Raw genomic sequence first — 26,225 nt, forward strand, 5'->3', positions numbered from 1 at the left:
CTCCCGCGGGCGCTTGCGGCCTCACCGCCAGGCCGGCCGCTCACGGGAGGACGAGGTCGGAGCGCGCCCGCGACGTGACGTGGATGGTGATGCTCACCCCGAGCTCGCGCAGCGCGCCACCGACCATCGGCAGCTCGGCCTCGCCGGTGAGGTCGACGACGGCGGTCCTTCCGTCCGGCGTCCCGGTGGCCGGCCCGAGCCGCCAGCCGACGACTCCCGGCGGCCGCTCGAGGCCGCCGACGTAGGAGGCCGCCCGTTGCCGGACCGAGGCGTTGCTCAGCGGCACCGACTCACCCACGCCCTGCCGGTAGGCGCTGTCGTCGAGGCCGTTGGCCGCCGAGAGGGCCGCGCCGTCGGCGACGTCGAGCAGCCGCATCCGGGCGAGGTGCGCCGCGGTGACCGCGACCGTCCCGGAGATGAGCAGCATCGCGACGACGGCGAGGCCGAGCACGTAGACCGTGATCGTCCCCCGCTCGTCGCGCCGCGGCCCCGGCCGACCGACTCCCACCGTGGCGCTCACGGCAGGCCCCGGAAGCGGTCGACGGTCGAGACGTGCGACGCCGACACGGGCACGCTCAGCGGGATGACGTCGCGGACGAAGGCCGGCACGAGCGGCAACGGGACCCGGACCGTCGCCGTCGTCTCGACCCGGCCGTCCGGACGCAGGCACGGGGTGCCGTCGCAGGCCAGCTCGAGCCGGCCGACGTCGCCGAACCGCTGGTCCTCGAAGGCGATGCGCGCCGCGGCGCGGGCCCGGGCGGCGGCGTCCTCGCCGGTGTCGGCCGTGACGTAGGCGCGACCGGCCTCTCGCGAGGCCTGGCTCACCGCGTAGGCCCCGGCCTGCACCCGGCCGAGGAGCAGCACGAGGTACACGAGCGGGATGAGCAGGAGCACGGCCAGGGTGACGAACTCGACGACGGCGCTGCCCCGCTCGTCGCGCGCGCCGCGGCCGGCACTGCGGTCGCGACCCCGAGGCCGGGCCGCCCTCACTGGTCCTCCGCGAAGGCCCGGCCCACGACGTCGATGCTGCCCTCGGGACCGAGGAGGCCGAGCACCGGCACGGGGGCGACGACGCGGACCTCGACCACCCGCACCCCGTCGACGACCGCCTCCCGGGAGGACACCGACCGGGCGTAGCGCGGCGAGAGGGAGGCGCTGACCAGCTCCTGGGTGCGGGCCACGGCCTGGCCGGGCACCGCGTCGGCCCGCGCGCCGGCCCGGGCCCCCTCGGACGCGCAGGAGATGAGGGTGTTGCGGGCGTGCAGCGCCAGCCCGAGCTGCAGCAGCGCGAGCACGATGGCGAGCACGAGCACGGAGACCATCGCGAAGTCGGCGACGGCCGCACCGCGCTCCTCCCGCAGGGCTCCGGGCACGGACGGGCTCAGCCCGTGACCGAGCTCAGCGCGCTCTTGAACATCGAGACGAGCTGGTCGCGGGCCACGGCCCACAGGACGGTGACGAGCCCGGCGGTCATCAGGGTGATGAGCACCCAGCCGGGGACGTCGCCGCGCTCGTCACGGGCGACGTGCCGGCGTTCGGCGCGGCCCAACAGGTGGAACACCGCGACGTGTGCGCGCGCGGCGGCTCTCGTGGGGGTCATGTCGGTCCTCTCTCGGGTCGTGCGGGTCAGAGTGTGAATCGGAAGAAGCTGAATCCGGGGTAGACGGCGAACAGCACGGTGACCGGGAGGATGAGGAAGACGACCGGGACCATCATCGCGATCTCCTTCTTCCCCCGGCCTCGAGCAGGGCGCGCCTCCCCTCCTCGCGGACGTCCTGGGCCTGGGCCCGCAGCACCTCGGCGAGGGGCGTGCCACGCTGGACGGCGACGACGACCCCGTCGACGAAGCGCCGCAGGCTCGGCAGGCCGGTGCGGTCGGCGAGGCCCTGGAGCGCGGTCGGCAGGTTGGCGCCGGCCCGGGCGTCGGCGAGGCAGCGGCGCAGCTCGTCGGCGAGCTCGCCACGTGAGAGCCGGCAGACCCGCTCGAGCGCGCCCACGGCCCCCTCGCCGGCACCGACTGCGAGCGCGAGCAGCTCTGCGACGGTGGGGAACTCGGCGAGCATCCGACGCTCGCGGCGCACGGCGCGGGCCGTCAGGAGGTAGTCGGCGCCGGTGACGCCGAGCCCGAGCCCGATGGCCGTGAGGAGGACGACCGGCGCGACGGACCCGTCACGCAGGAAGGCCAGGACCGTGCCGGCGGTGCCACCCACGACTGCACCGGCTACGCCCCACAGCACCTGTTCGGCCCGGAACCGGTCGACGTCCGGTGCGAGGCCGGCCCGCAGCTGACGGCTGCGCACCGAGGCCGAGCCCCCGAGGACGCGTTCGATGCCCTGACCGAGCTCGCGCACCAGGGGCGCCGCCACCGTGGACAGCACCCCCCTCGACGCCGAGTCATCGAGCAGCCGGGAGGGCCGCGGGGTGTCGCGCAGGTAGGGCAGGACCCGCTCGGCCAGACCGTGACGACGGTTGCGCGGCAGCCCGGTCCACACGAGCAGCAGCCCCAGGCCCGCGACGAGGCCGAGCAGGGCGCCGTCACGCACCAGGCCGCTCACCGCAGCACCCGCTGGTCCTCGGGGAGGCGGCCGATGCGCACCATCAGGGCGTAGGCCACGACGGTGACGACGGCCCCTGCGAGCAGGACGCCGGCCCCGACGCCCGACGAGTACGCGGCGACCGACTCGGGGTTCGTCGAGAGCATGGCGAGCACGAACCACGGTGCAGCGACGGCCAATCGGGCCGCGTTGACGGTCCACGACTGGCGGGTCTCGAGCTCGGCCCGCGTGCGCGCGTCCTCGCGCAGGAAGCCGGAGAGGGTGCGCAGCAGGCGGCCGAGGTCGCTCCCGCCGACCTCGCGGGCGATCCGCAGGCTCTCGACGAGACGGTCGCCGACGGGGTCGGCCAGCCGGTCCTTGAGCCGGTCGAGGCAGTCGGAGAACCGTCCGGTGAGGCGGTAGTCGTCGGCGAAGCGGCGGAACGGCTCGCGCAGCTCCTCCGGGCCACGCGTGCCGAGTTGGCCGAGCGCCTCGGGCAGGGCCATCCCGGCTCGCACGGCAGAGGTGATGTTGTCGACGGCCTCGGGCCACAGGTCGCGCAGCAGGGCCCGCCGTCGGCGGGCGCGACGGCGCACGAGGGCCACCGGTGCGGCGCCGGCGATCACCGCGAAGCACGCCGCGATGGGCAGGACTCCGACGGTGGCCTGCACGATGGCGAGCACGAAGCCGGCCGCGATGACGCAGGCGACGAGGAGGCTGCGCACCGTCAGGCCCGAGAACCCGGCCTGCACGACCTCGTCGTGGAGGGCGCGGCCGAGCCCCGGGCGGCGGGAGCGGCGGGACTCGCCCGGGGTGGGGACCCAGCAGCTCCACCACACGAGGAAGACACCGACCCGAGGGTCAGGCCGAGGAGGAGGCCGGTCATCCGCCACTCCTCGCGAGCAGGGCCGCGACGTCGTACCCGGCCCGCTCGTAGCGGTCGACGTGCGGCGGGAAGCCGTCGGCGCGCACCAGCTCCCCGCCGCGCCGGACGAAGAGGTCGGCGATCTCGACGACGTCCTCCTCGGCGCGCCCCGGGACGGCGGCGATCTCGCGCACCGTGCGCCGGCCGTCGCGCTCGAGGGCGGCGTGGACGACGAGGTCGATCGAGGCCGCGACCGTCGGGACGACGAAGCGCGCCGACACGTTCTCGCCCGCCAGAAGGGGCAGGGTGCACATCTTCGTCACGGCCTCGCGCGCGCTGTTGGCGTGGATGGTGCACATGCCGGGAAGACCGGAGTTCAACGCGATGAGCAGGTCGAGGCTCTCGGCCTGGCGTACCTCGCCCACGATGATGCGCGAGGGCCGCATCCGCAGCGCCTCCTTGACGAGGCGGCGCAGCGGGATCTCGCCCGTGCCCTCGAGCGACGGCTGCCGGCACTGCATCGCGGCGACGTCGCGGTGCGGGATGCGCAGCTCGAAGACCTCCTCGCACGTGACGACCCGCTCGCGCGCGGGGACCGCGGAGGCCAGGCAGTTGAGGAGCGTCGTCTTGCCGACTTGTCGTTAGTGTGCCCCCATGCCGATCGCCCCCGCCATCTACGCCCGCATCTCCCAGGACAGGGGCGGTGAGGGCCTGGGCGTGCAGCGCCAACTTGCCGACTGCCGCGCCGAGGCCGAGCGTCGCGGGTGGCCGGTGGCTGTGGAGTACGTAGACGATGACACGTCGGCGTACAGCGGGAAGGCCCGTCCGCAGTACCGGGCGATGCTGGACGCGATCCGTGCCGGGGACGTGGACGCGGTGGTGGTGTGGCACATGGACCGGTTGCACCGCAGGCCGATTGAGTTGGAGGAGTTCGCCGACACCTGCACCCGCGCCGGAGTCAAGGACGTGGTGACGCTGCACGGTGAGTTCGACCTGGGCAGCGGTGACGGGCTGCTCGTGGCGCGACTGATGGCAGCGGTCGCGGCGAACGAGTCGGATGCGAAGTCTCGGCGCACGAAACGCAAGCAGCGCGAACTGGCAGAGCGGGGCCTGCCCTCCGGCGGAGGGATGCGACCGTTCGGCTTCACCCCGGATCGGCTGCACCTGGACGACACCGAATCGGCCGCGATCCGCACCCTGGCCTCCCGCCTCTTGGCCGGTGAGCCATTGGTGAGTCTCGTGCGATGGCTGCAGGACAGCGACATTCAAACCGTGACCGGCAAGGAGTGGCGCACCCCCACAGTGCGCAACCTGCTGCTGTCACCCCGGATTGCCGGGCTGCGCGAGCACCAAGGTCAGGTCATCGGCATGGCCGCGTGGCCCGCGATCATCACCGAAGAAGACCACGCCCGCATCGTCGGGCTCTTGACGGACCCCGCCCGACGTACCAACCGCAGCGCCCGCGCCTACCTACTCTCCGGGCTCCTGCGCTGCGGCAAGTGCGGCTCCAAGATGGTCACCGGACGCACCCGGGAACGCCGCCGCTACATGTGCCGGACCGGCCCGGACTTCGGAGGCTGCGGCGGGACGATGATCAGCGCCACCGTCGAAGAACTCGTGGCCGAGGCCGTGCTCTACCGGCTCGACACGCCCGAACTGGCAGCAGCCATCGACGGCCAGCAGCGTGACGACGAAAGCAGCGCCGCCCTGTCCGAGTCCATCGCCGCCGACGCCGCGCAGCTTGACGAGCTCGCAGGTCTCTACGCCGCAAAGGCCATCACGGGACCGGAGTGGGTCACCGCTCGCGCGGCCATCGACGCACGGATCAAGGCCAACCGGGCGCGGCAAGCCAGCCAAGCCGGCTCGACCGCGTTAGCCGGCCACATCGGCAACGCCACCGCCCTACGCCGTGAGTGGCCGCAGATGAACCTCAGCCGACAAGTCCCCATCGTGCGGGCGCTCATCAGCCACATCACCATCCACCCCGGCACCCCAGGAGCGCGGACCATCGACCCGGCCCGGGTGGGCATCACCTGGCGCGTCTAGGCGCAGCGGGCGGGGAGCGGCCGCGCTGCCGCGCTTGCGCCCCTCCCCTCCCGCTTCCGCCGACAACGTAGCCACCTGACGCAGCACAACGGGATCGGACACGAACACCGGCACTCCCGAGGCCTCACACGTGGCAGCCACCCACGCGACCAGGGCCTCCCGTTCTAGCCGCGCCACTGGACCCACACCGCCGGAGGCCCCTGCCAGTCCACGGCCTCATCCGAGGACCAGAACACATCCGGCGGGCCCCCCATCGCCCCCGCTGCCGCCTCTAGGACCTCATCCCGCGACGCACCTTGCAGCAGCACCTTTCGCGGCGTGTACCCCTGCGCAACGTCGAAGCGATGCAGCCCCCTGGGTCGCCTCACCCCGGCCGCGTCGTCATCGAAGGACTTGCCCACGTACTTCGACAGGTACCCGGCCGCCTTGCGCGACTGCGCGAACGAACCCGACCCCACCGGCAGGTCACCCAGCAGTTTGATGTGGACGAACCCGTGCCCCCACGCCCGGTCGATCTTGCCCCGCGCGATGAAGTCCCCCACCGCGAAGTGCAGGTGCAGGCCGTGCCCGGACTTGTGCCACTCCGGCACCCACACGTACGGGAACGGCTTGCCACCGGTCTCAGCGCGCAGCCTGCGGAAGAACACCCCCACGTCTGCCCGAGCCTGCCGAGGGTCGTGCACCCCAGACCCCGCATAGGTGAGGGTCCCCAGCCGATTCAGCCCGTTTGCAGCGCAGTAGCGCCGCATCCGCGAGCGAGCACGCCGACCAGCCTCCTCTCGAGACCGCTCAGGGTCCGCAGCCGGACCACACCGCACACCCGGCGGACGCGGTCGAGATGACACGAAGCCACCCCCCGCCTCCCCCGCAGCAGCACACAGGGACAACTGCCACCCCTTGAAGATCGGTGGCTCACGCAGCACTGACGACGACACGACGAAACGCTCCACAGGACGAAGGCGAAGCACCCGGACATGCGAAAGACCGGGAGCCCTTGGCTCGACCGGTCTCGTGTCGTCATCAGGGCGACCTCAGACCCCTGCGGATGGGCCTGCTGCCGTAATCCCGTCACCCTGCAAGTCGGTTTTGGACGTCTACACCTGCGTCCGGCTGTGACTGCTTTGCACCCCGTGGCCAGGGAGTTCTCCGTAGTAGTTAGTTCGCCCCGGTCAGAGGCGCCGCCCCCAAATCACAGCACGCGAACTACCCGCGTGTCACCTCAGCCGTTCGGCTCACCTTCTCGGCCGCCGACCCGCCGCGCCAGTCTCTGACGGCTCCCCCGCCCGTCAAGGGTCCGCTACGCCGCTGCGCGCCCTTGACCGGCTCCCCCGCCGCTCAACGACAGCCGCTATGGGTCGCCAGCCTCCCTGTGGTCACGATGACGAGTTGTGTTGCTAGTTCAAGTCAAGACCGTCGTCACCGGCGCTGCCTCCATGCCAAGAGCGCCCGCTCTCGCCCTGCTGCGAGAAGTCGTCTCGTGAGTGAGGCAGCCTCCCTTCCGTCGACCGGCTCGTGCACGACAGGGATTGACACCGAGCGCGGCTCTAGATGCGGCTCAATAGAGCCGAACATATTCGCGCCAATGTCTTTCACGTAACCCCTTCCGGTGGACAGTTCCTCCGGGTGTCGCAGGCATCGCGCGGCGAACTCGTCGGCAAATGGGCCAAGCTGCTCGTCAAGATAGGTAGTCAAGTAGTCCACGTGTACGAAGTCAATCGCGGCAGAGCGCCCCTGGTCCCGGGAACTGGCCCCGGTGGCTGGCTCGTGGCGCATTAGTCGCTGCCACTCAACACGTTTCAGTACGGTCTGGCCGGACTCATCCAGGTCGGCTCGAAGCATAGGGGCATCGATGACGGCAAGCGGGACTGCAAGGCTGGCCCGAAAGTAGTAAGCGCTGGACGGCGGACGCATCGCCTTACGGTAGTGATCCAGCGCGCTGAGGATTGGCATCACGGTGGACTGGTAGGCCTCACTCCCCGACATCACGAGGTCCTTGCCCTTCCGTGTGCACCTGCTCAGGGTAATCGCGCACTCGGCATCCACCACAAAATCCATCTCTGGCAGGCCGAGTACCTGAAAAGGTGTGAAAAGGAACTTTGATCGTGTACCGCCGCTGGACGTAGAAACGTACTCATGAGCCAGACCGACAATCTCCGGAAACGAGTCCCAAGTCTTCCCGGAAGTGCCAAAGAAAACGTACGGCATATCCGATTTCTTGCACTCGATAATCAGTGACAAGTCCGGCCGCACCCTTAGGTTGTCGCCGTGCGATGCTTTAGCCAGGTACTTAGTGGCGACGAGATCAATCGATCGCATTTCTGCGCTGAACCTGTCTGCGTAGCCCCATTCGGCTTGAGTGTCGTAATCCCCGCTCAAGAGCGCTTCGACCCTCAACTGAAGCGGGTAACCAGACTGTCGCACTGCTGCGTGAACATCCTCCAACTTCACCCCCGCGCCCAGGTCGTCACTGGACGGCGCTTCAGATTTACTCACGCCCGCACACTCCCACAAGCGCGCGCATTCGTGTGGACCGCGAGGGGCGTACTGAGAGTTTGTCGGGTTGCCGGCCTGGGTGCCACCGGCGACGAGGATGTTCAGCCCGGCGGCGACCGAGGCCTCGAGGAAGCGCGCGGCCTGTGGCGTGAGCGTGCCGAGCCGCACGAGGTCGTCCATCGAGTCGGCCTTGACGACGAACTTGCGGATGTTGACGAACCAGTGCTCGCGGGTGATGTCGGGGATGACGACGTGCAGCCGGCTGCCGTCGGGGAGCACGGCATCGACGAACGGCGAGCTGAGGTCGACGCGGCGGCCGGAGGACTTGAGCATCCGCTCGACGAGGTCGCGCACCTGCTCGTGCTCGAGCAGCGTGGTCGTCAGCTCGGCGATGCCGTCGCGGGCCACGAAGACCCGGGACGGCTCGTTGACCCAGATCTCCTCGACGTGCGGGTCGTCGAAGTACTGCTGCAGCGGGCCGTAGCCGACGACGCTGTCCCACACCGCTTTCGACGCGACATCGAGGTCGGCGAGCACCGGCATGCCGCCGTGCATCGAGCGCTCGTCGTAGTCGCTGACGGCCTCGCGGACCAGCCGCCTCACAGCTCCCTCGTCGCGCACGGGGTCGAGCCCGGAGCGTCGGATGAGCTCGCGGACCTCTCCCTCGAGCGTGCGGACGGCGTCCACGCGCGACCCCCTTTCCGGTGGGCCGCCCCTGCGCGGCCCGGTGTCCCGGGACAAGACAACAGCACCGGACGCTCTCCGCGCACGCCGAATGGTGCCCCTGTGGATAACTCGACGGGAGTGACGGACGCGCCGCCTACGGTCGCCCTCATGCAGATCCGCCTGACGCTCCACGCCCCGAGGCGCCGCCCGCGCCCCGAGGAGCTCGTGGTGCGCTGGCACCGGCCCGAGCCGGTGGCGGTGCTGCGCACGCGGCTCGCCGACCACCTCGGTGAGCCCGTTGGCGCGCTGGCCGTCGACGGGCGGGTGCTGCCCGACGGCCTGCTCGTCGGGGAGCCACCGCTGCTCGACGGGGTCTCGGTGGCGGTCCTCCCGGACCCCGGGGCCGGTCGGCCGGGCGGCGCAGGGGCGCGCCCGGCCACCGTCCTCGAGGTCGTGTCCGTCGGCGGCCCCGACTCCGGCCGCGGGCTGCCCCTCGCGGCGCCGGGGCTCGTCGTCGGTCGCTCCCCCACCTCCGGGCTGCGGCTCGACGACCCGTCGCTGAGCCGCGCCCACTGCCGCCTCGACGTGGGCACCGACGGCGTGCGCGTCGTCGACCTCGGCTCGACGAACGGCGTCGAGGTCGACGGCGCCCGCGTCGTGGGCAGCGCCCCGGTCGACACCACGTCGCGGATGGTCATCGGCGCGACCACGCTGCAGCTGCGTCGGGCCGGTCCACCCGGTGCTCCCGTGCGCCATCCCGGCGACGGCACCGCCGTCGTCGCCCCGGTGCCGACGGCTCCGCCCGCCGTACCGACGGCCGAGCTCCTCGCCCCGCGCGCCCCCGAGCCACCGGTCCGCGGACGGGTGCCGTGGGTCGCGGTCCTGGCCCCGGTCCCCGTCGTCGCCGTGCTCGCCGTCTTCCTCGGTCCGCAGGTGCTGGCCTTCGCGGTGCTCGGGCCGGTCGTCCTCCTCGCCACCGGCCTCGGCGACCGCGTGGGGTCACGGCGCCGCCACCGGCGGGCTCTGGCCGCGCACGCCGAGCGGGTCGCCGAGCACGAGCTCGGGGTCGCCACCGCCCTCGCGGCCGAGTCCCGGCTGCGCCACCTGCGCCACCCCGACCCGCACGAGGTCGTCCGCCGGGCCGCGGGGCGCACCTCTGGCCTCTGGGCCATGAACGGCGACCGGTCGGTGCGGCTCGGGCTGGGCGAGGTCTCCGCGTCGTGCCGTGTCGTCGACGACACCGGCCGCGCCGACCGACGCACGCTGGATGCGGTCCCGGTCGTCGTCGACCTCGCCGAAGCGCGCGGGCTGGGCGTGGTCGGACCCGAGGACGACGCGCGTCGCCTGCTCGCCGCGCTGCTCGGCCAGCTCGTCGTGCGCTGCCCGCCGTCCGACCTCGGTGTCGAGGTCCTCGGCGGCGGACCGGTCTGGGCCTGGGCCGGCCTCCTCCCCCACCGAGGACCGCCCGACGCGCGCCGCGGGGTCGTGCTCGTCGTGCCGGACGCCACGGCCCCCGGCGTGGCCGCGCGGGTGGCCGAGGTGCACGCCGCCGGCGGGGTGGTCCTGGCCGTGGCCGGCTCGGCCGACGTGCTGCCCGACGCGTGCACCGTGCAGGTCGAGGTCGGCGGGGGCGGGCGATCGAAAGTCACCACGGGCGGAGTGACGCGCGACCTGGTGGCCGACGGTGTGGGCCCGGCGTGGTGCGAACGGCTCGGCCGCGCCCTCGCACCGGTCCGCGAACAGGGCTCCGCCACCACCGCCCTCCCGCGGGCGCTCACCCTCGGCGAGGCAGCCGGCGACGACGCCCTGACCCCGTCCGGGCTGCTCGGCCGGTGGTCGGTCTCTGTCGGACGTCCCACCGCCGTCGTCGGCACCACCGCGGACGGCCCGTTCCGGCTCGACCTCGCCGCCGACGGACCCCACGTGCTCGTCGGGGGACGACGGGGTCCGGCAAGTCCGAGTTCCTCCGCACCCTCGTCACCGCCCTGGCCCTCGACTCGTCCCCGGAGGACCTCACCCTCCTGCTCGTCGACTTCAAGGGTGGCGCGGCCTTCGGTCCGTGTGCCGACCTGCCGCACGTCGTCGGGCTGGTGACCGACCTCGACGAGCACCTCGTGCGCAGAGTCCTCACGTCACTGGAGGCCGAGCTGAGGCGACGGGAAGGAGTCCTCGCCAGGGCCGGCTGCGCGGACCTGGACGAGCACCGGCACCGGCTCGACCCGGCCGACCGGATGCCGCGCCTCGTCGTCGTCGTCGACGAGCTGCGGGCCCTCGTCGACGAGCACCCCGACGCCGTGAGCGCCCTGGTCCGGCTGGCGGCGCAGGGCCGCAGCCTCGGCATCCACCTCGTCCTCGCGACCCAGCGACCCGCAGGCACGGTGACCGCCGAGGTGCAGGCCAACGTCAACCTCCGGGTGGCCTTCCGGGTCCGGGACCGCGCCGACTCCGTCCACGTCGTCGAGGACGACTCGGCGGCCTCGCTGCCCGCCGACGTGCCGGGGCGTGGGGTCGCCCGCGGCGGCGACGGCACGTCGACCACCTTCCAGGCCGCCCTCGTCGCCCCGCCCGTGCCGTCCGGACCGTCGCTCGTCGTGCTCCCCGCGGGCACGGAGCCCGGTCCGGGTACGGGGACCGGTCCGGGCACGGGGGCCGGTCCGGGCACCGCCACCGCCGACCGGGCCGCCGAGCTGGCCGCTGTCGTCGAGGTCGTCCGGAGCGCGCACGACGCCACCGGGGCCGCACCGCCGCGTCGTCCCTGGGTCCCACCCCTGCCGACCACCCTGCCGTCGGGGGACGCGCCTCCGGGCACGCTCGCCCTCGTCGACGAGCCCGACCGCCAGCGTCACGTGCCGTGGACCTGGGACCCCACCGTCCCCCTGTGGCGTGTCGTCGGTCGCCCGCGTTCCGGTCGCACCACCGCCCTGCGCGCCCTCGTGGCCGCCGCGGCCTCGCTCCTGCCGCCCGAGCGCCTGCACGTCCACGTCCTCGGTCCCGACCTCGAGCCGTGGCCGTTCCCCCACGTGGGCACCGTCGCCCGGCTCGGCGATGCCGCGGCGGTGCACGCGCTGCTCGACCACCTCTCGGCGCCCCCGGGGCCCGGGGTTCCTCTGCGCCTCCTCCTCGTCGACGGGTGGGACCAGCTGACCGATGCCGACGATGCCCGCTCGTTCGCCCCCGCCTCCGAACGCCTGCTGCGGCTCGCGCGCGACGGCGCACGCACCGGCGTGGTGTGCGCGGTCTCGGGTGGTCGCGACCTGCTCCGCCCGAGGTGGTCCGGGCTGGGTGGGGAGGTCGTGCTCCTCGGGACCAGCGACCCCCTCGACCTCGCCCTGCTCGGCATCGGGTCCGGTGGCCTGACCGGTCCGGTGGGCCCGGGGCGCGGCCTGCGCGCGCTCGACGGGCGGGAGGTGCAGGTGCTCGACCCGTCGTCGGCAGCGGTCCCGCCACGCCGCGCGCTCGCCGCGGGCGCGCCGGCGCCGTGGACCTTCCAGCCCCTGCCGACGCGGGTGGGGCGACACGAGGTCGAGGCGCTGCCCGGTGGGGGGTGGCCCCTCGGGGTCACGGCGCCCGGCGGTGACTGCTGGGCGTGGCGCCCCGCCGAGCACGGCCGACGGCTGCTCGTCGCCGGGCCGCCACGGTCCGGTCGCAGCACGGCGCTGCGCACCCTCGCGGCTGCGGCGGTCGCCGACGGGCGCCGGGTGGTCCTCGTGCGACCCGGTGGCGGCCCAAGGGAGCCCAGGCGTATCGAGGTCCCCACGGAGCCCGAGACGCCCCCCTTCGGGGTACCCGGGCTCGAGGTGCTCGGGCCCGACGAGGTCGACCGCCTTGTCGCCCTGCGGACCGACCACCCCGACCTCGTCGTGCTCGTCGACGACGCCAACCGGCTCGACGACACCGCCTGCCGTCCGGTGCTCGACGAGATCGCCGACCTCGTCGACCGCGACGGCGGGGCCATCGCCGTCGCGACGTCGGCCACCGGCCTCGGCACGCGCTTCCGGGGGCTCGACGTGTCGGTCGCGCGGCACCGCACCGGTCTCCTGCTGCGGCCCGGACCGGACGACCCGGCCGCACTCGGCCTCCCTCGCGCCGCCGCCGTCTCGTCGGGCGCGCACGACCCGCCGGGGCGGGGGCTGCTGGTCGTCGACCGGGAGGTGGTGGCGCTCCAGGTCCTCCTCGACACCCGGACCGACGCACCGAGGGGCGCGCCGGTCGCACCGGACGAGCCGGAGGGGCGGTGGACCCAGAGGTCACTCGGGGTCGTCGAACTCCACGTCGGGAACCCGCGCGATGAGCGCGGCACCCAGGGTCAGCAGGGCGAGGACGATCACGAGCCAGCCGAGCCCCGTCCGGTCGGCCTGGAGCAGGCTGATGCCGACCGGCACGAGGAGCAGGTCCCACACGATGGTCGGCGTGCGCGGCCAGCGCCGCTCGCCGAGCCAGCCGCGGGCCAGGAGCGCCAGACCCACACCCCCGAGGGCGATGACCACGGCCGACATGACGACCCGGCCGGTGTCGCTGCCCTCCCCCACGACCAGCTCGTACACGTAGAACACGGCGAAGCCGAGGAGCGCGAGCGACTGGAGCCCGCAGAGCACCGCTGCGAGGCGGCGCGGGCCGGCCGACGGGGCGCTGTCGAAAGGCGGGAGCGGAGGCACCATCGGAGCCTAGGCGAGCGATACGATCACGCGTCGCGTCGACCTACCCCACCCTCGGGAACACGTGACCCCTGTCCACCCGTTGAGCCCGACGTGACCACCGACACCCGGAACGGCTGGGGGTATCCCCTAGCCGCGATTGGGTAGGTCACGGTAGAGTAACGCCACGGACGTCTGTGCTTAACACGTCTGTCACAGGGGTGCAACGGTGCGCCCACGCACCGCCAGACCCCACCCCCTGTCGACCGGTGCCCCACGATCTTCCGACGTACCCCACACCAAGGAGCTCCATCCATGGACTGGCGCGACCGCGCTGCCTGCCTCGACGAGGACCCCGAGCTGTTCTTCCCGATCGGGAACACCGGCCCGGCGATCGCTCAGATCGAGGAGGCCAAGGCCGTCTGCCGTCGGTGCGAGGTGCTCGACACCTGCCTGAAGTGGGCCATCGAGTCCGGCCAGGACGCCGGCGTCTGGGGCGGCATGTCCGAGGACGAGCGCCGCGCCCTCAAGCGCCGCAACGCCCGCGCCCGTCGCGCCGGCTGAACGGGCGGCGCCGCGCCGCCACGACATCGGCGCCCGCCGCGCCGGCTGACCCACCACACCGCCCAGCAGCACCGCACCTGCGGCGCCCCCGGCTCCGGCCGAGCGGGCGCCGCTCTCGTGCGCGCGGACACCCGCCTCAGCGCGGCCCGACCGGCCGCAGCGTCGCGACGAACTCCACCCGCGTGCCCGACGGCACGTTGTTCTCCCACCGGATCCGCCCCCGCAGGTCCTGCACGAACGACGTGACGATCCGCGTGCCCAGCCCCGCCATGCCGGGCCGGAACCCCGCGGGCAGCCCGGCGCCGTCGTCGGTCACCGTCACCGTCAGCTCGTCCCCCGCCTCGTGCGGCCGCCGGTCGACGGCGACGACCACCGAGCCGTCGCGGTCGGCCAGCCCGTGCTCGACGGCGTTCTGCACGAGCTCGGAGATGATCATCGCCAGCGCCGTCGCGTCCTCGGCCCGCACCCGCCCGAACGAGCCCTCGAACCGCGAGTCGACGTGGTGCTCCTGCGTCGCGACCTCGACGACCGCCCGCAGCCCGCGCAGCGCGATCTCGTCGAAGCTGACCGTCTCGTCGAACCCGGTGCTCAGCGTCTCGTGCACGAGGGCGATGGTCGCCACCCGGCGCACCGCCTCCTCGAGCGCGGCCTTCGCGTGCTCCTCCGGCGCTCGCCGAGACTGCAGCCGCAGCAGAGCCGCCACCGTCTGGAGGTTGTTCTTCACCCGGTGGTGGATCTCGCGGATCGTCGCGTCCTTGGTCAGCAGCTCCTGCTCGCGCCGGCGCAGCTCGGAGACGTCGCGCAGCAGGATCATCGCCCCGGTGCGCACCCCCGCGATGGTCAGCGGGATGGCGCGCATCGTCACCGTCGCGTTGGCCGTCTCGACCTCGGTGCGCCACGACGCCCGCCCCATGACGACCACGGCCAGCGACTCGTCGACCGCCCGCCCGGCCTCGGCGACGAGGTCGGCGACCACCTTGGCGAGCGTCTCCCCCACGACGTCGCCGACGTGGCCGAGCCGGTGCACGGCCGAGACCGCGTTCGGGCTGGCGTAGCGCACCACCCCGTCGGGGTCGAGGTGGATGACCCCGTCGCCCACCCGCGGCGCCCCGCGGCGGGTGCCCGTCGGCGAGGACGGCGAGGGGAACTCGCCCGTCGCGACCATCCTCAGGATCGAGTCGGCGAGGTCGCGGTAGGTCAGCTCGAGACGGCTCGGGGTGCGCCCACCGGTGAGGTTCGTGTGCCGCGTCAGCACCGCGAGGACCCGGTCGCCGCAGACCACGGGCACGGCGTCCTCGCGGATCGACATGTCCTCGCGCACCCTCGGCACCGGCGCGGCGACCATCCGCCGCTGCTTCGCCGCGTTGTCGAGCATGGCGGCGCGCGAACGGCTCGACGAGCGTCCGACGATGTCGTCGTAGAAGACCATCGGCCCGGTGTTGGGCCGCACGTGCGCCACCGCCCGCCAGCCGTCCGGCCCGCCGCGCACCCAGAGCACGAGGTCGGCGAAGGACAGGTCGGCGACCTGCTGCCAGTCGCCGACGAGCAGGTGCAGCCACTCGGACTGGGCCGGCTCGAGGTCGGTCGTCGTCCGCAGCATCTCGGCCAGCGTGCTCACGCCGCCGAGCCTAGGTCACCGGCCGGTCAGCTCGACGCGCCCACCCGGATGACGGAGCGCAGCGTGCGCAGGGCCACCGAGAGGGCCGCGATGTTCGGGGCGTCGAGCCGCTTGATGCCCGCCAGCGCCGCGTGCGCCCGCTCGACCGACTCCTCGTTCGCCGCGTGCCACGCCTTGTACTGGGCCGCGGGGTCGTCGGCGGCCACGCCGGCCGCACCGCTCGTCTCGATGACCGAGCGGGTCAGCGCCTCGAGCACCGCGTAGAGGTCGTCGCGCAGGGCCCCGCGGGCCAGGGCGTCCCAGCGGTCCTCGCGCGGCAGCCGGGTGACCTTCGAGAGCATCGTGTCGATGCCGAAGCGCTCCGAGGCCAGGTAGTACAGCGGCGCGACGTCGGTGGGCTCGCGCCCGCTGTCGGTCGCGATGTCGACGATGTCGAGCAGCGAGAACTGGTCGAGCAGCGAGGCCGCGTGCAGCGCGAGCTCCTCGGGCACACCGGCCTTCGCGAGCTCGCCGGCCCGGCGGTCGAGGCGCTTGCGCTCCTCGCCGCGCAGCAGGTCGGGCACGGTCGGGGCGAGCGCGTGCACGACCCCGGCGAACCGCTCGATCTCGGCACCGATGTCGAGCTGCGAGGGCCGGGCGGTGAGGAACCACCGCACCGCACGGTCGAGCAACCGCCGGAACTCGAGGTAGAGCGCGGTCTGGGCCGCCGTGGGCACGACGTTGTCGAGCTCCTCGACCCGGCGCACGTAGTCGGCGAGCCCGAAGACCTCGCGGCAGACCACGAACGCTCGGGTGACCTGCTCGGGCGTCGCGCCCGCCTCCTCCTGGGACCGGTAGGCGAAGGTGATGCCGCCGCGGTTGACCATCGAGTTGACGACCGCGTTCGTGACGATCTCGCGGCGCAGCGGGTGCTCCTCGAGCTCGCCCGCGTACCGCTCGCGGATCGGGGGCGGGAAGTACTCGGCGAGCGTCGTGGCGAACCACGGGTCATCGGGGATCGAGCTGGCGAGGATGTCCTCCTTGAGCGCGAGCTTCGCGTAGGCCACGAGCACGGAGAACTCGGGGCTCTTGAGGCCGAGCCCCTCGTGCGCCCGCTTCTCGAGCTCGGGGTCGGTGGGGAGGAACTCGAGCGCCCGGTCGAGCAGGCCGCGGTCCTCGAGCCAGTGCATGAACCGCTCGTGGACGGTGACCATCGCGTGCTCCTGGGCCCGCGCGTTGCCGAGCAGCACGTTCTGCTCGTAGTTGTCGCGCAGCACGTGCTCGGCGACGTCGTCGGTCATCGAGGCGAGCAGCTCGTTGCGCTCCTCGATGCTCAGCGCACCGTCGCGCACGACCTCGCCGAGGAGGATCTTGATGTTGACCTCGTGGTCGGAGGTGTCGACGCCGGCCGAGTTGTCGATGGCGTCGGTGTTGACGCGGACGCCGTGGAAGGCGGCCTCGATGCGACCCAGCTGCGAGAGACCGAGGTTGCCGCCCTCGCCGACGACCTTGACCCGCAGCTCCTTGCCGTCGACGCGGATGCCGTCGTTGGCCCGGTCGCCGATCGAGAGGTGGTCCTCGGTGGATGCCTTGACGTAGGTGCCGATGCCGCCGTTCCACAGCAGGTCGACGGGCGCGAGCAGGATCGCGTGGATCAGCTCGGCGGGCGTCATCGTCCGGACGGCCTTGTCGAGACCGAGCGCCTCACGCATCTGCTCGGTGACGGCGATGGACTTCAACGTGCGCGGGAAGACACCGCCGCCCTCGGAGACCAGCGACCGGTCGTAGTCGTCCCACGACGAGCGCGGTAGGTCGAAGAGCCGCCGGCGCTCGGCGAACGACTGTGCCGCAACGGGGTTCGGGTCGATGAAGACGTGCCGGTGGTCGAAGGCGGCCACCAGGCGGATGTGCTCGGAGAGGAGCATCCCGTTGCCGAAGACGTCGCCGCTCATGTCGCCGACGCCGACGACCGTGAACTCCTCGGACTGGGTGTCGACGCCCATCTCGCGGAAGTGCCGCTTGACCGACTCCCACGCGCCGCGGGCCGTGATGCCCATCGCCTTGTGGTCGTAGCCGGCCGAGCCACCGGAGGCGAACGCGTCGTCGAGCCAGAAGCCGTACGACTGCGCGACGCCGTTGGCGATGTCGGAGAAGGTCGCGGTGCCCTTGTCGGCGGCGACGACGAGGTACGGGTCGTCGCCGTCGTGGCGCACGAGGTGCTCGGGCGGCACGATCGCGCCGGACACCCGGTTGTCGGTGAGGTCGAGCAGCCCGGAGATGAACATCCGGTAGGCCGCCTTGCCCTCCTCCATCCAGGCCTCGCGGTCGACGGCGGGGTCGGGCAGCTGCTTGGCGTAGAAGCCGCCCTTGGAGCCGGTGGGCACGATGACGGCGTTCTTGACCATCTGCGCCTTGACCAGGCCCAGCACCTCGGTGCGGAAGTCCTCGCGCCGGTCGCTCCAGCGCAGGCCGCCGCGGGCGACCGGGCCGAAGCGCAGGTGCACGCCCTCGACCTTCGGGCTGTAGACGAAGATCTCGAACTGCGGTCGGGGAGCGGGCAGGTCGGGCACGGCGCGCGGGTCGAGCTTGAGCGAGACGTATGCGTGGTGCTCGGCGCCGTCGCGCGCCGGCTGGTAGAAGTTCGTCCGCAGCCCGGCCCGGACCACCCCGAGGAAGGCCCGGATGATGCGGTCGTGGTCGAGGCTCGACACCTCGTCGAGGGCGTCGAGGACGCGCTGGGCGGCCTCCTCCTCGGCGGCGGTCCGGGCCTCGCGGCCGGCCGCGTCGTCGGTGAAGGCCTCGGGGTCGAAACGGGTCTCCCAGACGTCGACGAGGTCGCGCGCGATCGCCGGGTGCGCGACGAGGGCGTCCTCGAGGTAGTCCTGGGAGTAGGTGGCCCGGGTCTGGCGCAGGTACTTGGCCACGGTGCGCAGGACGACGACCTGGCGCCACGTGAGGTGCGCCCCGAGGACGAGCTTGTTGAAACCGTCGGACTCGGCCCGGCCGTCCCACACGGCGGCGACGGCCCCTCGAACAGATCGCGCAGCCGCTCGTGCGGGCAGGCGTCCCAGATGGCGCTGTCGGTGACCCGCAGCCCGAAGTCGTAGACGTGCAGGTCCTCGCCGTCGGCCCGCTCGACGGCGAACGGCTGCTCGTCGACGACCTCGACGCCCATGTGGGTGAAGATCGGCAGGATGTCGGTGAGCGACAACGAGTCGACTCGGAAGAGCTTGAAGCGGCGGATGTCGTCGGGGGCGTCGAGCGGCCGGTAGAGGGCGACGCTCGTGCCCTGGTCGGGTCCGAGGCGGTCGAGGTGGCTGATGTCGGCGACGCCCTGGACGACGCCGAACGACTCCTCGTACGCGGTGGGGAACGCGCGGCCGAAGCGGTCCATCAGCCGGTCGCCGGTCTCCTCGCCGTGGGCGGCGTCGAGGGCGTCGCCGAGGCGGTCCGACCACGTGCGGCTGGTCTCGACGAGGCGCTGCTCGAGGGCGTCGCGCTCGGAGCGGTCGAGGGTGCGGACGTGCTCGCCCTTGGCCACGCGCACGACGAACTGCAGTCGGGCGAGGGCGGACTCGCTGACCCGGGCCGCGAACTCGACCTCCTCGCCGCCGAAGGCCTCCTTGAGGATGTCGGCCATCCGGGTGCGCACCGCGGTGTTGTAGCGGTCGCGCGGGAGGAAGACGAGGCACGAGGCGTAGCGGCCGAAGTCGTCCTCGCGGATGAAGAGCTTGGTGCGCCGCCGCTCCTGGAGCTGGGTGATGGCCAGCGCGGTCTCGTAGAGCTGGTCGACGCCGGCCTGGAAGAGCTCGTCGCGCGGGTAGGCCTCGAGCACGCCGAGGAGGTCCTTGCCGGTGTGGCTGTCGGGGGCGAGCCCCGAACGCTCGAGGACGGCCTCGACCTTCTCGGCCACGAGGGGCACGCGGGTGACCGACTCGGTGTAGGCCGTCGAGGCGTAGAGCCCGAGGAAGCGCCGCTCCCCCACGACCGTGCCGGAGGCGTCGTAGGCCTTGACCCCGACGTAGTCGAGGTGGGCCACCCGGTGCACGGTGGACTTCGAGTTGGCCTTCGTGAGGACGAGCAGGTCGTCGGCGTGGGCGATGGCCGAGGCCTCGTCGGTGAGCACCTCCGGCTCGGCGCCCAGCGGCGGGTCGGCCCGCAGCAGGCCCAGGCCCGTGCCGGTGACCGGCGAGATGACCTCGCCCTCGGGCGTCCGGTCGAGCGTGTACTCGCGGTAGCCGAGGAAGGTGAAGTGGTTGTCGGCCATCCACCGCAGGAAGCGCGTGGTCAGCGCGACCTCCTCGGGCTGGGCCTGCGGGGGCGCGTTGCCCTCGAGCTCGGCGGCCAGCACGAGGCAGCGGCTGCGCATCTTCGGCCAGTCCTCGACCGACTGCCGCACGTCCTCGAGCACGGCGCGGATGGTGCGCTCGAGGGCGGCGCGCTGCTCCTCGTCGCCCTCGCGGTCGATGGACAGGAGCATCCACGACTCGGCGAGCTCGCCGACGGCACCGCTGCGGAAGGACTTCGTGATGTCCCGGTTCTCGACCGACTGCAGCTCGCCCACGGCGTCGCGGACGACGACGAGCTGCGGGTGGATGATCAGGTGGATGTCGATGCCGGCCTGGACCAGCGCTCCGGTGACGGAGTCGACGAGGAAGGGCATGTCGTCGGTGACGACCTGGATGATCGTGCGCGGGTTGGACCACCCGTCGGACTCGGTCGAGGGGTTGTAGACCCGGACGTTGGCGGTGCCCGGAGGGCGGGTGCGGGCCAGCACGAGGTGGCTGTGGGCGACGCCGGCGAAGGTCTCGGGGTCGCGCGAGGTCAGCTCGTCGAGCGGGGTGTAGCGGTAGTACCGCTCGACGAACTCCCGTCCCCACCCGTCCGGCGCGAGGTCCTCGTACGCTGCCGCGATCGGGGCGAGGATCTGCTCGCGGGAGGTGGCCGGGGCGGTCGACATGTGCGGTCGCACTCCTTCGTCGGGGGTCGCCGCGGTGGCGGCGGGCCACGCCCTCGTGGCCTCGCCCGAGCCTATCCACCCGGACCCGTCTGGGGGCCGACGGGGACCCGGCCGGGTGTCTCGCCCACGGGACGGTCCGCCCGGTTCCGGGCGGACCGTCCCCTCAGCCCGCGGACGTCAGCCCGTGACGTCAGCCCGCGACGACGTCGAGGGTGGCCAGCGTGGGGTCGGCGGCGTAGGCGATGCGGCTGCCGGCGGCGCGGGCCGCCTCGAGGGCGTCGAACGCGACCCGGGTGACGACCTCGCCGGGGGCCAGCACCGGGATGCCGGGCGGGTAGGGCGCGACGAGCTCGGCACTGACCCGCCCGACGGCGTCGGCCGCGGCCACCCGCTCGCGGTCGGCGAAGAACGCGTCGCGCGGGGAGAGCGCCGCCACCGGGTCGACGGCCCACACCCCGGAGGTCAGGACCGGACGGGGGACCCCCGGTGCCGGGCCAGCGACGCCTCGAGGGCCGCGGCGAGGGCGTCGAGCCCCTCGGCGTTGTCGGCCATCGTCACCATCGCGACGAGGGTGTCGCGGTCGGCCATCTCGACGGGCATCCCCGCGGCGACGAGGTCGGCCTCGACGCGGCTGCCGTCCGCGCCGGTGCCGGGCAGCACGAGCACGAGGCGGGTGGGGTCGACGCCCGGGCCGTCGAGGACGAGCAACCCCTCGGTGCGGGACAGCCGCGCCCGCACCGCGGCCACCGCGGCGGCGACATCGCCGAGCAGGGCCGCGCCGTCGCGCTCGAGGAGGGCCCGGGCGGCGTCGGTGCTCGCGAGGATCGCGCCCGCCGGGCTGGTCGTGGCCGTCGCCTCGACCGCGGCGTCGAGGCGGGCGGGGTCGATGCGCCCCGAGCGGGCGAGCACGAGGGCGGCCTGCGACACCGCCGGCAGGCCCTTGTGCGCACTCGTCACGAGGGCGTCGGCGCCCGCGGCGAGCGCGTGCGGCGGCAGGTCGGGGTGCCAGCCGAGGTGGGCGCCCCACGCGGCGTCGACGACCAGGGGGACGTCGTGGGCGTGGGCCACGTCGGCCAGGCCGGCGACGTCGCCGACGGTGCCGACGTAGGACGGGTCGCCGACGAGGACGGCGACGGCGTCCGGGGCGCCGGCCAGCGCGGCGGCGACGTCGTCCGGATGGACACCGGTCGGCAGGCCGTGCGCGGGGTCGACCCGGGGCCGGACCCACACGGGCTCGAGGCCGGCGAGGACGAGCCCGAGCAGCATCGAGCGGTGCAGGGTTCGCGAGACGACGACCCGCTGGCCGGGCCGCCCGACGGCCAGCGCGAGGGCCTGGTTGCCGTGCGTGGAGCCGCCGACCGAGAACCGGCAGAGGTCGACGCCCCAGGCACGGGCCGCGCGGGCCTCGGCGTCGGCGAGCACGCCGCGCGAGAGCTGCATGGTGTCGAGGCCGGCGTAGAGCGGGACGTCGCCGGCGACGACGTCGCCGACCAGGTCGAGCCGCCGCTTGTGGCCGGGGATGGTGAACGGGGTCGGGTCCTGCTCCTGGAAGCGCAGCCAGGCATCGAGCAGCGGTGCGTCGGAACGCAACCCGCGCGGGTCAGTCGGCACGGTGCGCCACCCAGCCCTCGACGGCCCCGACGACGGCCTCGGTGAAGGCCAGGAGCTGGGCGAGGTCGAGCCACTCGTCCGCAGCGTGCAGCCCGCCGCCGCCCGGCCCGCAGACCACCGTCGGCACGCCGGCCGCCTGCCACAGCGGCGCCTCCATCCAGTACGGGGCGTCGAGGGGGTCCGGCGGGGAGGCGTCGCCGAGGGCCGCGTCGAGGGCGTCGGCCAGCGCGGTGGCGGCGCCGGTGCCGTCGAGCCGCCACGGCTCGCGGGCGACCACCAGCCGGGCCCGGGCGTCGACGGTGGGGTCGGCCTCCCGCATCCGGGCCAGGAGCGCCTCGACCTCGGCGAGCGCGGCGCCGGAGTCCTCGCCCGGCACGGTGCGCCGCTCGACGACGGCGTGCGCGTGCTGCGCCAGGACGAACGGCGACTCCCCCGCCCGGGCGACGGTGACCATCAGCGACCCGCCGGACGTCGCGAGCTCGTCGCCGCGCGCCTCGACCGCGGCGAGCAGCCGCCCGAGGTGGGCGACCGCGTTGACGCCCTCGGCGGGCTGCGACGAGTGCGCGGCCCGCCCGGCCAGGTCGACCTCGACCACTGCGTACCCGCGCAGCGAGGTGGTGCGGGACAGGCCGGTCGGCTCGGCGAGGAGCGCGACGTCCGGGTGGATGCCGAGGGCCGGCAGGGCGGCGAGCACCGTCTCGGTGCCGAGGCTCGCGTCCTCCTCGTCGGCGACGAGGGCGAGCACCACCCGCCCCGGGGTCCCGCGCCGGACCAGCTCCTCCGCGGCCACGACGAGTCCGGCGACCCCGCCCTTCATGTCGGCGGCGCCGCGCCCGGTCATCCGGTCGCCGTCGGTGTGCGGGGTGAACGGGTCGTCCATCCCGGCGACGCCGACGGTGTCGACGTGGCCGGTGAGGACGACCGTGGGGCCGGGGACGCCCTCCGGGCCGACGGACACGAGGCTCGGGCGGTCGAGGTGACCGGGCGGGGTGTGCACGGAGGTCTCGAACCCGGAGGCCACGAGCCGCGCGCGCAGGTGCTCGACGACCGCCGCCTCCCCGGCCGCGCCGGGAACAAGCCCGGGGTTCACCGAGTCGACGGCGACGAGGGCGGCCGCGAGGCGGACGGCCTCCGCGGCGAGGTCGGGTGCTCCGTCGGTCACGGCGCCGACGCTAGCGGGCCTGTGGGCAACCCGGCAGGGCGACGCGGCATCCGGGCTACGGTGGCCGGGTGCCCACCGGCCCCGACCCGCTCCGCGCCCGCGCCGCCGCGAGCCGGCTCGATGCGCTGCGCGACACGCTCGCCGAGGCCGAGGACGACGTCCTCGCCAGCCTCGTCGTCACCGGCGAGCCCCGGCCCCAGCGGGTGCTCGACGACTGGCTCGACCAGGTCGCCGACACCCTGCGGGCCCTCGGCGAGGCCGCCGACGAGGTCGCCGTCACCCTCGCCCCGCACGCCGCCCCCGGGCCCGTGCCTCCCGGTGCCGCGACACCCCTCACCCGCCCGTCCGCACCGCACGGGGTCGAGCGGTGAGCACCGTCCCTGGCGACCCCGGCTCGCTGTCGGCGTGCGCAGCCACCACTGCGTCGGTCGGGCGGCGGCTCGGTGTCCTCGCCGAGGCGCTCGGCCCCGAGGTCGAGGCGCTCGGCGAGGGCTGGCCGGGCCGCGCGTCGGTCACCACCCGACGACGGGGTGCGGCGCTCGCCGGTGCCGGCACCTCCACCGCCGACGAGCTGACCCGGGTCGCGGGCGTCCTCCAGGACCAGGCCAGCGACCTCGCCGACCTCCTCGCCCGGGCCCGGACCGTCGAGGAACGCGCGACTGCGGGCGGGCTCGAGATGCGCGACGAGCGGGTCGTCCCCGCCTACGGGGTGCGGGGCGAGGCCGACGCCGCCGCCCAGCGGGCCCAGGACGAGCTGGCCGCCCGGCTGCAGGCCGAGCTCGACCTCGTCCTGGCCCAGCACCGGCGCCGCCGCGACTTCGTCCTCGGGGTGCTTCGCGAGTCGACCGAGCGGCTGGCCGCGCTCTCCCACGGCCTGCGCCACGGGTGAGAGGATCGCCCGGACCCCCACCCGTGCGGAGAGGACCACCCGAGTGCGACTGACGAGGCGAGAGCAGCTGCCGGCCACCCCCGAGGAGGTCTACGCGGTGCTCACCGACCCGGCCTTCCAGGAGGCCAAGTGCGAAGCGACGACCGACGGCGGCGCGTACGAGGCGCGGGTCACGGCGACGGCCACCGGGCACCGCGTGCACACCTCGCGCGAGCTGCCCGCCGACGGCCTCCCCGACGTCGCCCGCTCGTTCGTCGGGTCGACCCTCACGGTCGTCGAGGACTACGAGTGGGGCGCAGCGGCCGCGGACGGCAGCCGGGCGGCGGTCGTCGACCTGCACGTCAAGGGCGCCCCGCTGACCCTCAAGGGCGTGCTGCGCCTCGAGGCCGTCGGCGCGGGGTCGGCCGAGGTCCTCGACGCCGAGCTCAAGGCCAACATCCCCTTCGTCGGCGGCAAGATCGAGAAGGCCGCCGCCGAGCCCATCAACGCCGCGGTCGGCATCGAGGTCGAGCTGCTGCGCGAGCGCCTCGGGGGCTGACGGGCCTCAGCCCATGTGCGGGTAGCGGTGGTCGGTCGGCGGGACGAAGGTCTCCTTGATCGACCGCGTCGAGGTCCACCGCATGAGGTTGGCCGCCGAGCCCGCCTTGTCGTTGGTGCCCGAGGCGCGCCCGCCACCGAACGGCTGCTGGCCGACGACGGCGCCGGTCGGCTTGTCGTTGACGTAGAAGTTGCCCGCCGCGAAGCGCAGCCGGTGCGTGGCGTCGGCGATGGCCGCCCGGTCCTGGGCGATGACGGCACCGGTGAGCGCGTACGGCGCGACCGACTCCATCTGGTCGAGGACCTTGTCGTACTGGCGGTCCGGGAAGACGTGCACGGCGAGGATCGGGCCGAAGTACTCGGTCGAGAACATCTCGTCGGTGGGGTCGCTCGACTCGACGACGGTCGGGCGGACGAACCAGCCCTCGGAGTCGTCGTAGGTGCCGCCGGCCACGACGTCGAGGTGGCTCGTGGCGTGGGCCCGGTCGATGGCGGCCTGGTGCTTGGCGAAGGCCCGCTCGTCGATGACCGCGCCCATGAAGTTCGACAGGTCGCGCACGTCACCCTGGGTGAGCGACTCGGTGACGGCCACGAGGTCGTCCTTGATGACCTTCCAGACCGAGCGCGGCACGTAGGCGCGCGAGGCGGCCGAGCACTTCTGGCCCTGGAACTCGAAGGCACCACGGACCATCGCGGTGCGCAGGACGTCGGGGTCGGCGCTCGGGTGGGCGAGGATGAAGTCCTTGCCGCCGGTCTCGCCGACGATGCGCGGGTAGTGCCGGTAGCCCGTGAGGTTCTCGCCGATGGTCCGCCACAGGTGCTGGAACGTGGCCGTCGAGCCGGTGAAGTGCAGGCCGGCGAAGTCGGGGTGCGAGAGGGCGACGTCGGAGACCGCGACGCCGTCGCCGGTGACGAGGTTGACGACGCCCGGCGGCATCCCGGCCTCCTCGAGCAGCTCCATCGTCAGCTGCGCCGCGAGCTGCTGGGTGGGCGAGGGCTTCCAGACGACGGTGTTGCCCATCAGCGCGGGCGCGGTCGGCAGGTTGCCGGCGATGGCCGTGAAGTTGAACGGCGTCACCGCGTAGACGAAGCCCTCGAGCGAGCGGTGGTCGCTGCGGTTCCAGATGCCGCGGGAGTTGGCCGGCGGCTGCTCCTCGATGACATTGCGGGCGAAGTGGACGTTGAAGCGCCAGAAGTCGATGAGCTCACAGGCGGCGTCGATCTCGGCCTGGTAGGCGGTCTTGCTCTGGCCGAGCATCGTCGCCGCGTTGAGGCGGGCACGCCAGGGGCCGGCGAGCAGGTCGGCGGCCTTGAGGAGGATGCCGGCCCGGTCGTCGAAGGACAGGTCGCGCCAGCCGGGCGCCGCGGCCCGGGCGGCCTCGACGGCGGCGGTGGCGTCGGCCTTCGTGGCCCCCTTGGAGACCCCGAGGACGCTGCGGCGCGCGTGCGGCTGGCGCACCTCGAAGCGCTTGCCGCCGCCCATGACCCGCTTCCCGCCGATGGTGTGCGGCAGCTCGTGGCGCACGGAGGCGAGCTCGGCGAGGGCGACCTCGAGGGACGCGCGCTCCGGGCTGCCGGGGGCGTAGTCGAGGACGGTCTCGTTGGTGGGGGCGGGGACGTGGGTCACAGCGTCCATGGGGTGGGGCACCTCGCTCGGGTCACGACGA

At 73.7% G+C, this 26,225-nt stretch carries 20 protein-coding genes and 3 pseudogenes; 7 read left to right on the forward strand and 16 right to left on the reverse strand.

All coding sequences use genetic code 11. From position 1 onward, the window contains the following. Window positions 1-40: 40 nt before the first annotated feature. The 7 genes and pseudogenes from G7075_RS10035 to G7075_RS10065 all read right to left on the reverse strand — a co-directional run. Window positions 41-520 (reverse strand): TadE/TadG family type IV pilus assembly protein, encoded by a 480-nt coding sequence (locus G7075_RS10035; RefSeq protein ID WP_166121494.1) that lies wholly within the window; start codon window positions 518-520, stop codon window positions 41-43. Next, the gene (locus G7075_RS10040) at window positions 517-990 is read right to left on the reverse strand and encodes a TadE/TadG family type IV pilus assembly protein (protein WP_166121496.1); all 474 of its coding nucleotides are present in this window, start codon (window positions 988-990) and stop codon (window positions 517-519) included. Before G7075_RS10040 ends, G7075_RS10035 begins: the two co-directional genes overlap by 4 nt. After that, window positions 987-1,373 (reverse strand): TadE/TadG family type IV pilus assembly protein, encoded by a 387-nt coding sequence (locus G7075_RS10045; protein ID WP_240917528.1) that lies wholly within the window; start codon window positions 1,371-1,373, stop codon window positions 987-989. Before G7075_RS10045 ends, G7075_RS10040 begins: the two co-directional genes overlap by 4 nt. A gap of 8 nt (window positions 1,374-1,381) precedes the next feature. Then, window positions 1,382-1,600 carry a hypothetical protein gene (locus G7075_RS10050; RefSeq protein WP_240917529.1) on the reverse strand — a complete coding sequence of 73 codons (219 nt, stop codon included), beginning with the start codon at window positions 1,598-1,600 and terminating at the stop codon, window positions 1,382-1,384. 112 nt (window positions 1,601-1,712) lie between these two features. Then, window positions 1,713-2,555 (reverse strand): type II secretion system F family protein, encoded by an 843-nt coding sequence (locus tag G7075_RS10055; RefSeq protein WP_371814042.1) that lies wholly within the window; start codon window positions 2,553-2,555, stop codon window positions 1,713-1,715. After that, entirely contained in the window at window positions 2,552-3,373 is an 822-nt protein-coding gene (locus G7075_RS10060; protein WP_371814044.1) for a type II secretion system F family protein, read from the reverse strand. Before G7075_RS10060 ends, G7075_RS10055 begins: the two co-directional genes overlap by 4 nt. Window positions 3,374-3,416: 43 nt before the next feature. After that, window positions 3,417-4,037 (reverse strand): annotated as a pseudogene (locus tag G7075_RS10065) (CpaF family protein); the annotation flags it as partial. A 16-nt stretch (window positions 4,038-4,053) separates the two neighbouring features. Between G7075_RS10065 and G7075_RS10070 the strand changes: the two are divergent. Beyond that, window positions 4,054-5,445 (forward strand): recombinase family protein, encoded by a 1,392-nt coding sequence (locus G7075_RS10070; RefSeq protein ID WP_166121498.1) that lies wholly within the window; start codon window positions 4,054-4,056, stop codon window positions 5,443-5,445. Between the two features lie 164 nt (window positions 5,446-5,609). Here the strand turns inward: G7075_RS10070 and G7075_RS21145 are convergent, their stop codons facing one another. Both G7075_RS21145 and G7075_RS10080 read right to left on the reverse strand, forming a co-directional pair. Further along, the gene (locus tag G7075_RS21145) at window positions 5,610-6,098 is read right to left on the reverse strand and encodes a hypothetical protein (RefSeq protein ID WP_240917530.1); all 489 of its coding nucleotides are present in this window, start codon (window positions 6,096-6,098) and stop codon (window positions 5,610-5,612) included. Between the two features lie 1,900 nt (window positions 6,099-7,998). Next, window positions 7,999-8,625: pseudogene (locus tag G7075_RS10080) on the reverse strand (ATPase, T2SS/T4P/T4SS family); the annotation flags it as partial. A 147-nt stretch (window positions 8,626-8,772) separates the two neighbouring features. Here G7075_RS10080 and G7075_RS10085 point away from each other — a divergent pair. The 3 genes from G7075_RS10085 to G7075_RS10095 all read left to right on the forward strand — a co-directional run bounded on the left by G7075_RS10085 (window position 8,773) and on the right by G7075_RS10095 (window position 13,802). Beyond that, window positions 8,773-10,698 (forward strand): FHA domain-containing protein, encoded by a 1,926-nt coding sequence (locus G7075_RS10085; protein WP_166121500.1) that lies wholly within the window; start codon window positions 8,773-8,775, stop codon window positions 10,696-10,698. Further along, window positions 10,590-13,406: an FtsK/SpoIIIE domain-containing protein gene (locus G7075_RS10090; RefSeq protein WP_240918037.1), complete on the forward strand. Its 2,817-nt coding sequence runs from the start codon at window positions 10,590-10,592 to the stop codon at window positions 13,404-13,406. Before G7075_RS10085 ends, G7075_RS10090 begins: the two co-directional genes overlap by 109 nt. Before the next feature lie 147 nt (window positions 13,407-13,553). Further along, window positions 13,554-13,802, forward strand: coding sequence for a WhiB family transcriptional regulator (locus G7075_RS10095; protein WP_030527568.1), 249 nt, complete (start codon window positions 13,554-13,556; stop codon window positions 13,800-13,802). Window positions 13,803-13,938: 136 nt separating this feature from the next. Here the strand turns inward: G7075_RS10095 and G7075_RS10100 are convergent, their stop codons facing one another. The 6 genes and pseudogenes from G7075_RS10100 to G7075_RS10115 form a co-directional block, all read right to left on the reverse strand. Beyond that, window positions 13,939-15,420 carry a sensor histidine kinase gene (locus G7075_RS10100; protein WP_166121502.1) on the reverse strand — a complete coding sequence of 494 codons (1,482 nt, stop codon included), beginning with the start codon at window positions 15,418-15,420 and terminating at the stop codon, window positions 13,939-13,941. Between the two features lie 26 nt (window positions 15,421-15,446). Next, the gene (locus G7075_RS22735; RefSeq protein ID WP_371814045.1) at window positions 15,447-18,413 is read right to left on the reverse strand and encodes an NAD-glutamate dehydrogenase; all 2,967 of its coding nucleotides are present in this window, start codon (window positions 18,411-18,413) and stop codon (window positions 15,447-15,449) included. 119 nt (window positions 18,414-18,532) lie between these two features. Continuing rightward, window positions 18,533-20,359: pseudogene (locus tag G7075_RS22740) on the reverse strand (NAD-glutamate dehydrogenase); the annotation flags it as partial. A gap of 190 nt (window positions 20,360-20,549) precedes the next feature. Beyond that, on the reverse strand, window positions 20,550-20,813 hold the full coding sequence (locus tag G7075_RS20305; protein ID WP_240917531.1) for a hypothetical protein: 264 nt from the start codon (window positions 20,811-20,813) through the stop codon (window positions 20,550-20,552). An 8-nt stretch (window positions 20,814-20,821) separates the two neighbouring features. Next, window positions 20,822-21,970, reverse strand: coding sequence for an aminotransferase class V-fold PLP-dependent enzyme (locus G7075_RS10110; RefSeq protein WP_205860469.1), 1,149 nt, complete (start codon window positions 21,968-21,970; stop codon window positions 20,822-20,824). Then, window positions 21,960-23,132, reverse strand: a complete 1,173-nt coding sequence (locus tag G7075_RS10115) for a M20/M25/M40 family metallo-hydrolase (RefSeq protein ID WP_166121504.1) — start codon at window positions 23,130-23,132, stop codon at window positions 21,960-21,962. Before G7075_RS10115 ends, G7075_RS10110 begins: the two co-directional genes overlap by 11 nt. Before the next feature lie 68 nt (window positions 23,133-23,200). Between G7075_RS10115 and G7075_RS10120 the strand changes: the two genes are divergently transcribed. The 3 genes from G7075_RS10120 to G7075_RS10130 are packed head-to-tail and all read left to right on the forward strand — an operon-like array spanning window position 23,201 to window position 24,559. Next, window positions 23,201-23,503 carry a hypothetical protein gene (locus tag G7075_RS10120; RefSeq protein WP_166121505.1) on the forward strand — a complete coding sequence of 101 codons (303 nt, stop codon included), beginning with the start codon at window positions 23,201-23,203 and terminating at the stop codon, window positions 23,501-23,503. Continuing rightward, entirely contained in the window at window positions 23,500-24,021 is a 522-nt protein-coding gene (locus G7075_RS10125) for a hypothetical protein (protein ID WP_166121507.1), read from the forward strand. Before G7075_RS10120 ends, G7075_RS10125 begins: the two co-directional genes overlap by 4 nt. 43 nt (window positions 24,022-24,064) lie before the next feature. Next, window positions 24,065-24,559 (forward strand): DUF2505 domain-containing protein, encoded by a 495-nt coding sequence (locus tag G7075_RS10130; RefSeq protein ID WP_166121509.1) that lies wholly within the window; start codon window positions 24,065-24,067, stop codon window positions 24,557-24,559. Between the two features lie 6 nt (window positions 24,560-24,565). Here the strand turns inward: G7075_RS10130 and pruA are convergent, their stop codons facing one another. Continuing rightward, the gene (gene pruA / locus G7075_RS10135; protein WP_166121511.1) at window positions 24,566-26,194 is read right to left on the reverse strand and encodes an L-glutamate gamma-semialdehyde dehydrogenase; all 1,629 of its coding nucleotides are present in this window, start codon (window positions 26,192-26,194) and stop codon (window positions 24,566-24,568) included. Window positions 26,195-26,225: the final 31 nt, after the last annotated feature.

The sequence above is a fragment of the Phycicoccus sp. HDW14 genome (assembly GCF_011383005.1).
Classification (GTDB): Bacteria; Actinomycetota; Actinomycetes; order Actinomycetales; family Dermatophilaceae; genus Phycicoccus.

Excerpts from the sequence above, each read along its gene's own strand:
- G7075_RS10050 (WP_240917529.1), bottom strand. The coding sequence starts at position 1,600 with ATGACCCCCACGAGAGCCGCCGCGCGCGCACACGTCGCGGTGTTCCAC.
- G7075_RS10070 (WP_166121498.1), top strand. The coding sequence starts at position 4,054 with ATGCCGATCGCCCCCGCCATCTACGCCCGCATCTCCCAGGACAGGGGC.
- G7075_RS10085 (WP_166121500.1), top strand. The coding sequence starts at position 8,773 with ATGCAGATCCGCCTGACGCTCCACGCCCCGAGGCGCCGCCCGCGCCCC.
- G7075_RS10095 (WP_030527568.1), top strand. The coding sequence starts at position 13,554 with ATGGACTGGCGCGACCGCGCTGCCTGCCTCGACGAGGACCCCGAGCTG.
- pruA (WP_166121511.1), bottom strand. The coding sequence starts at position 26,194 with ATGGACGCTGTGACCCACGTCCCCGCCCCCACCAACGAGACCGTCCTC.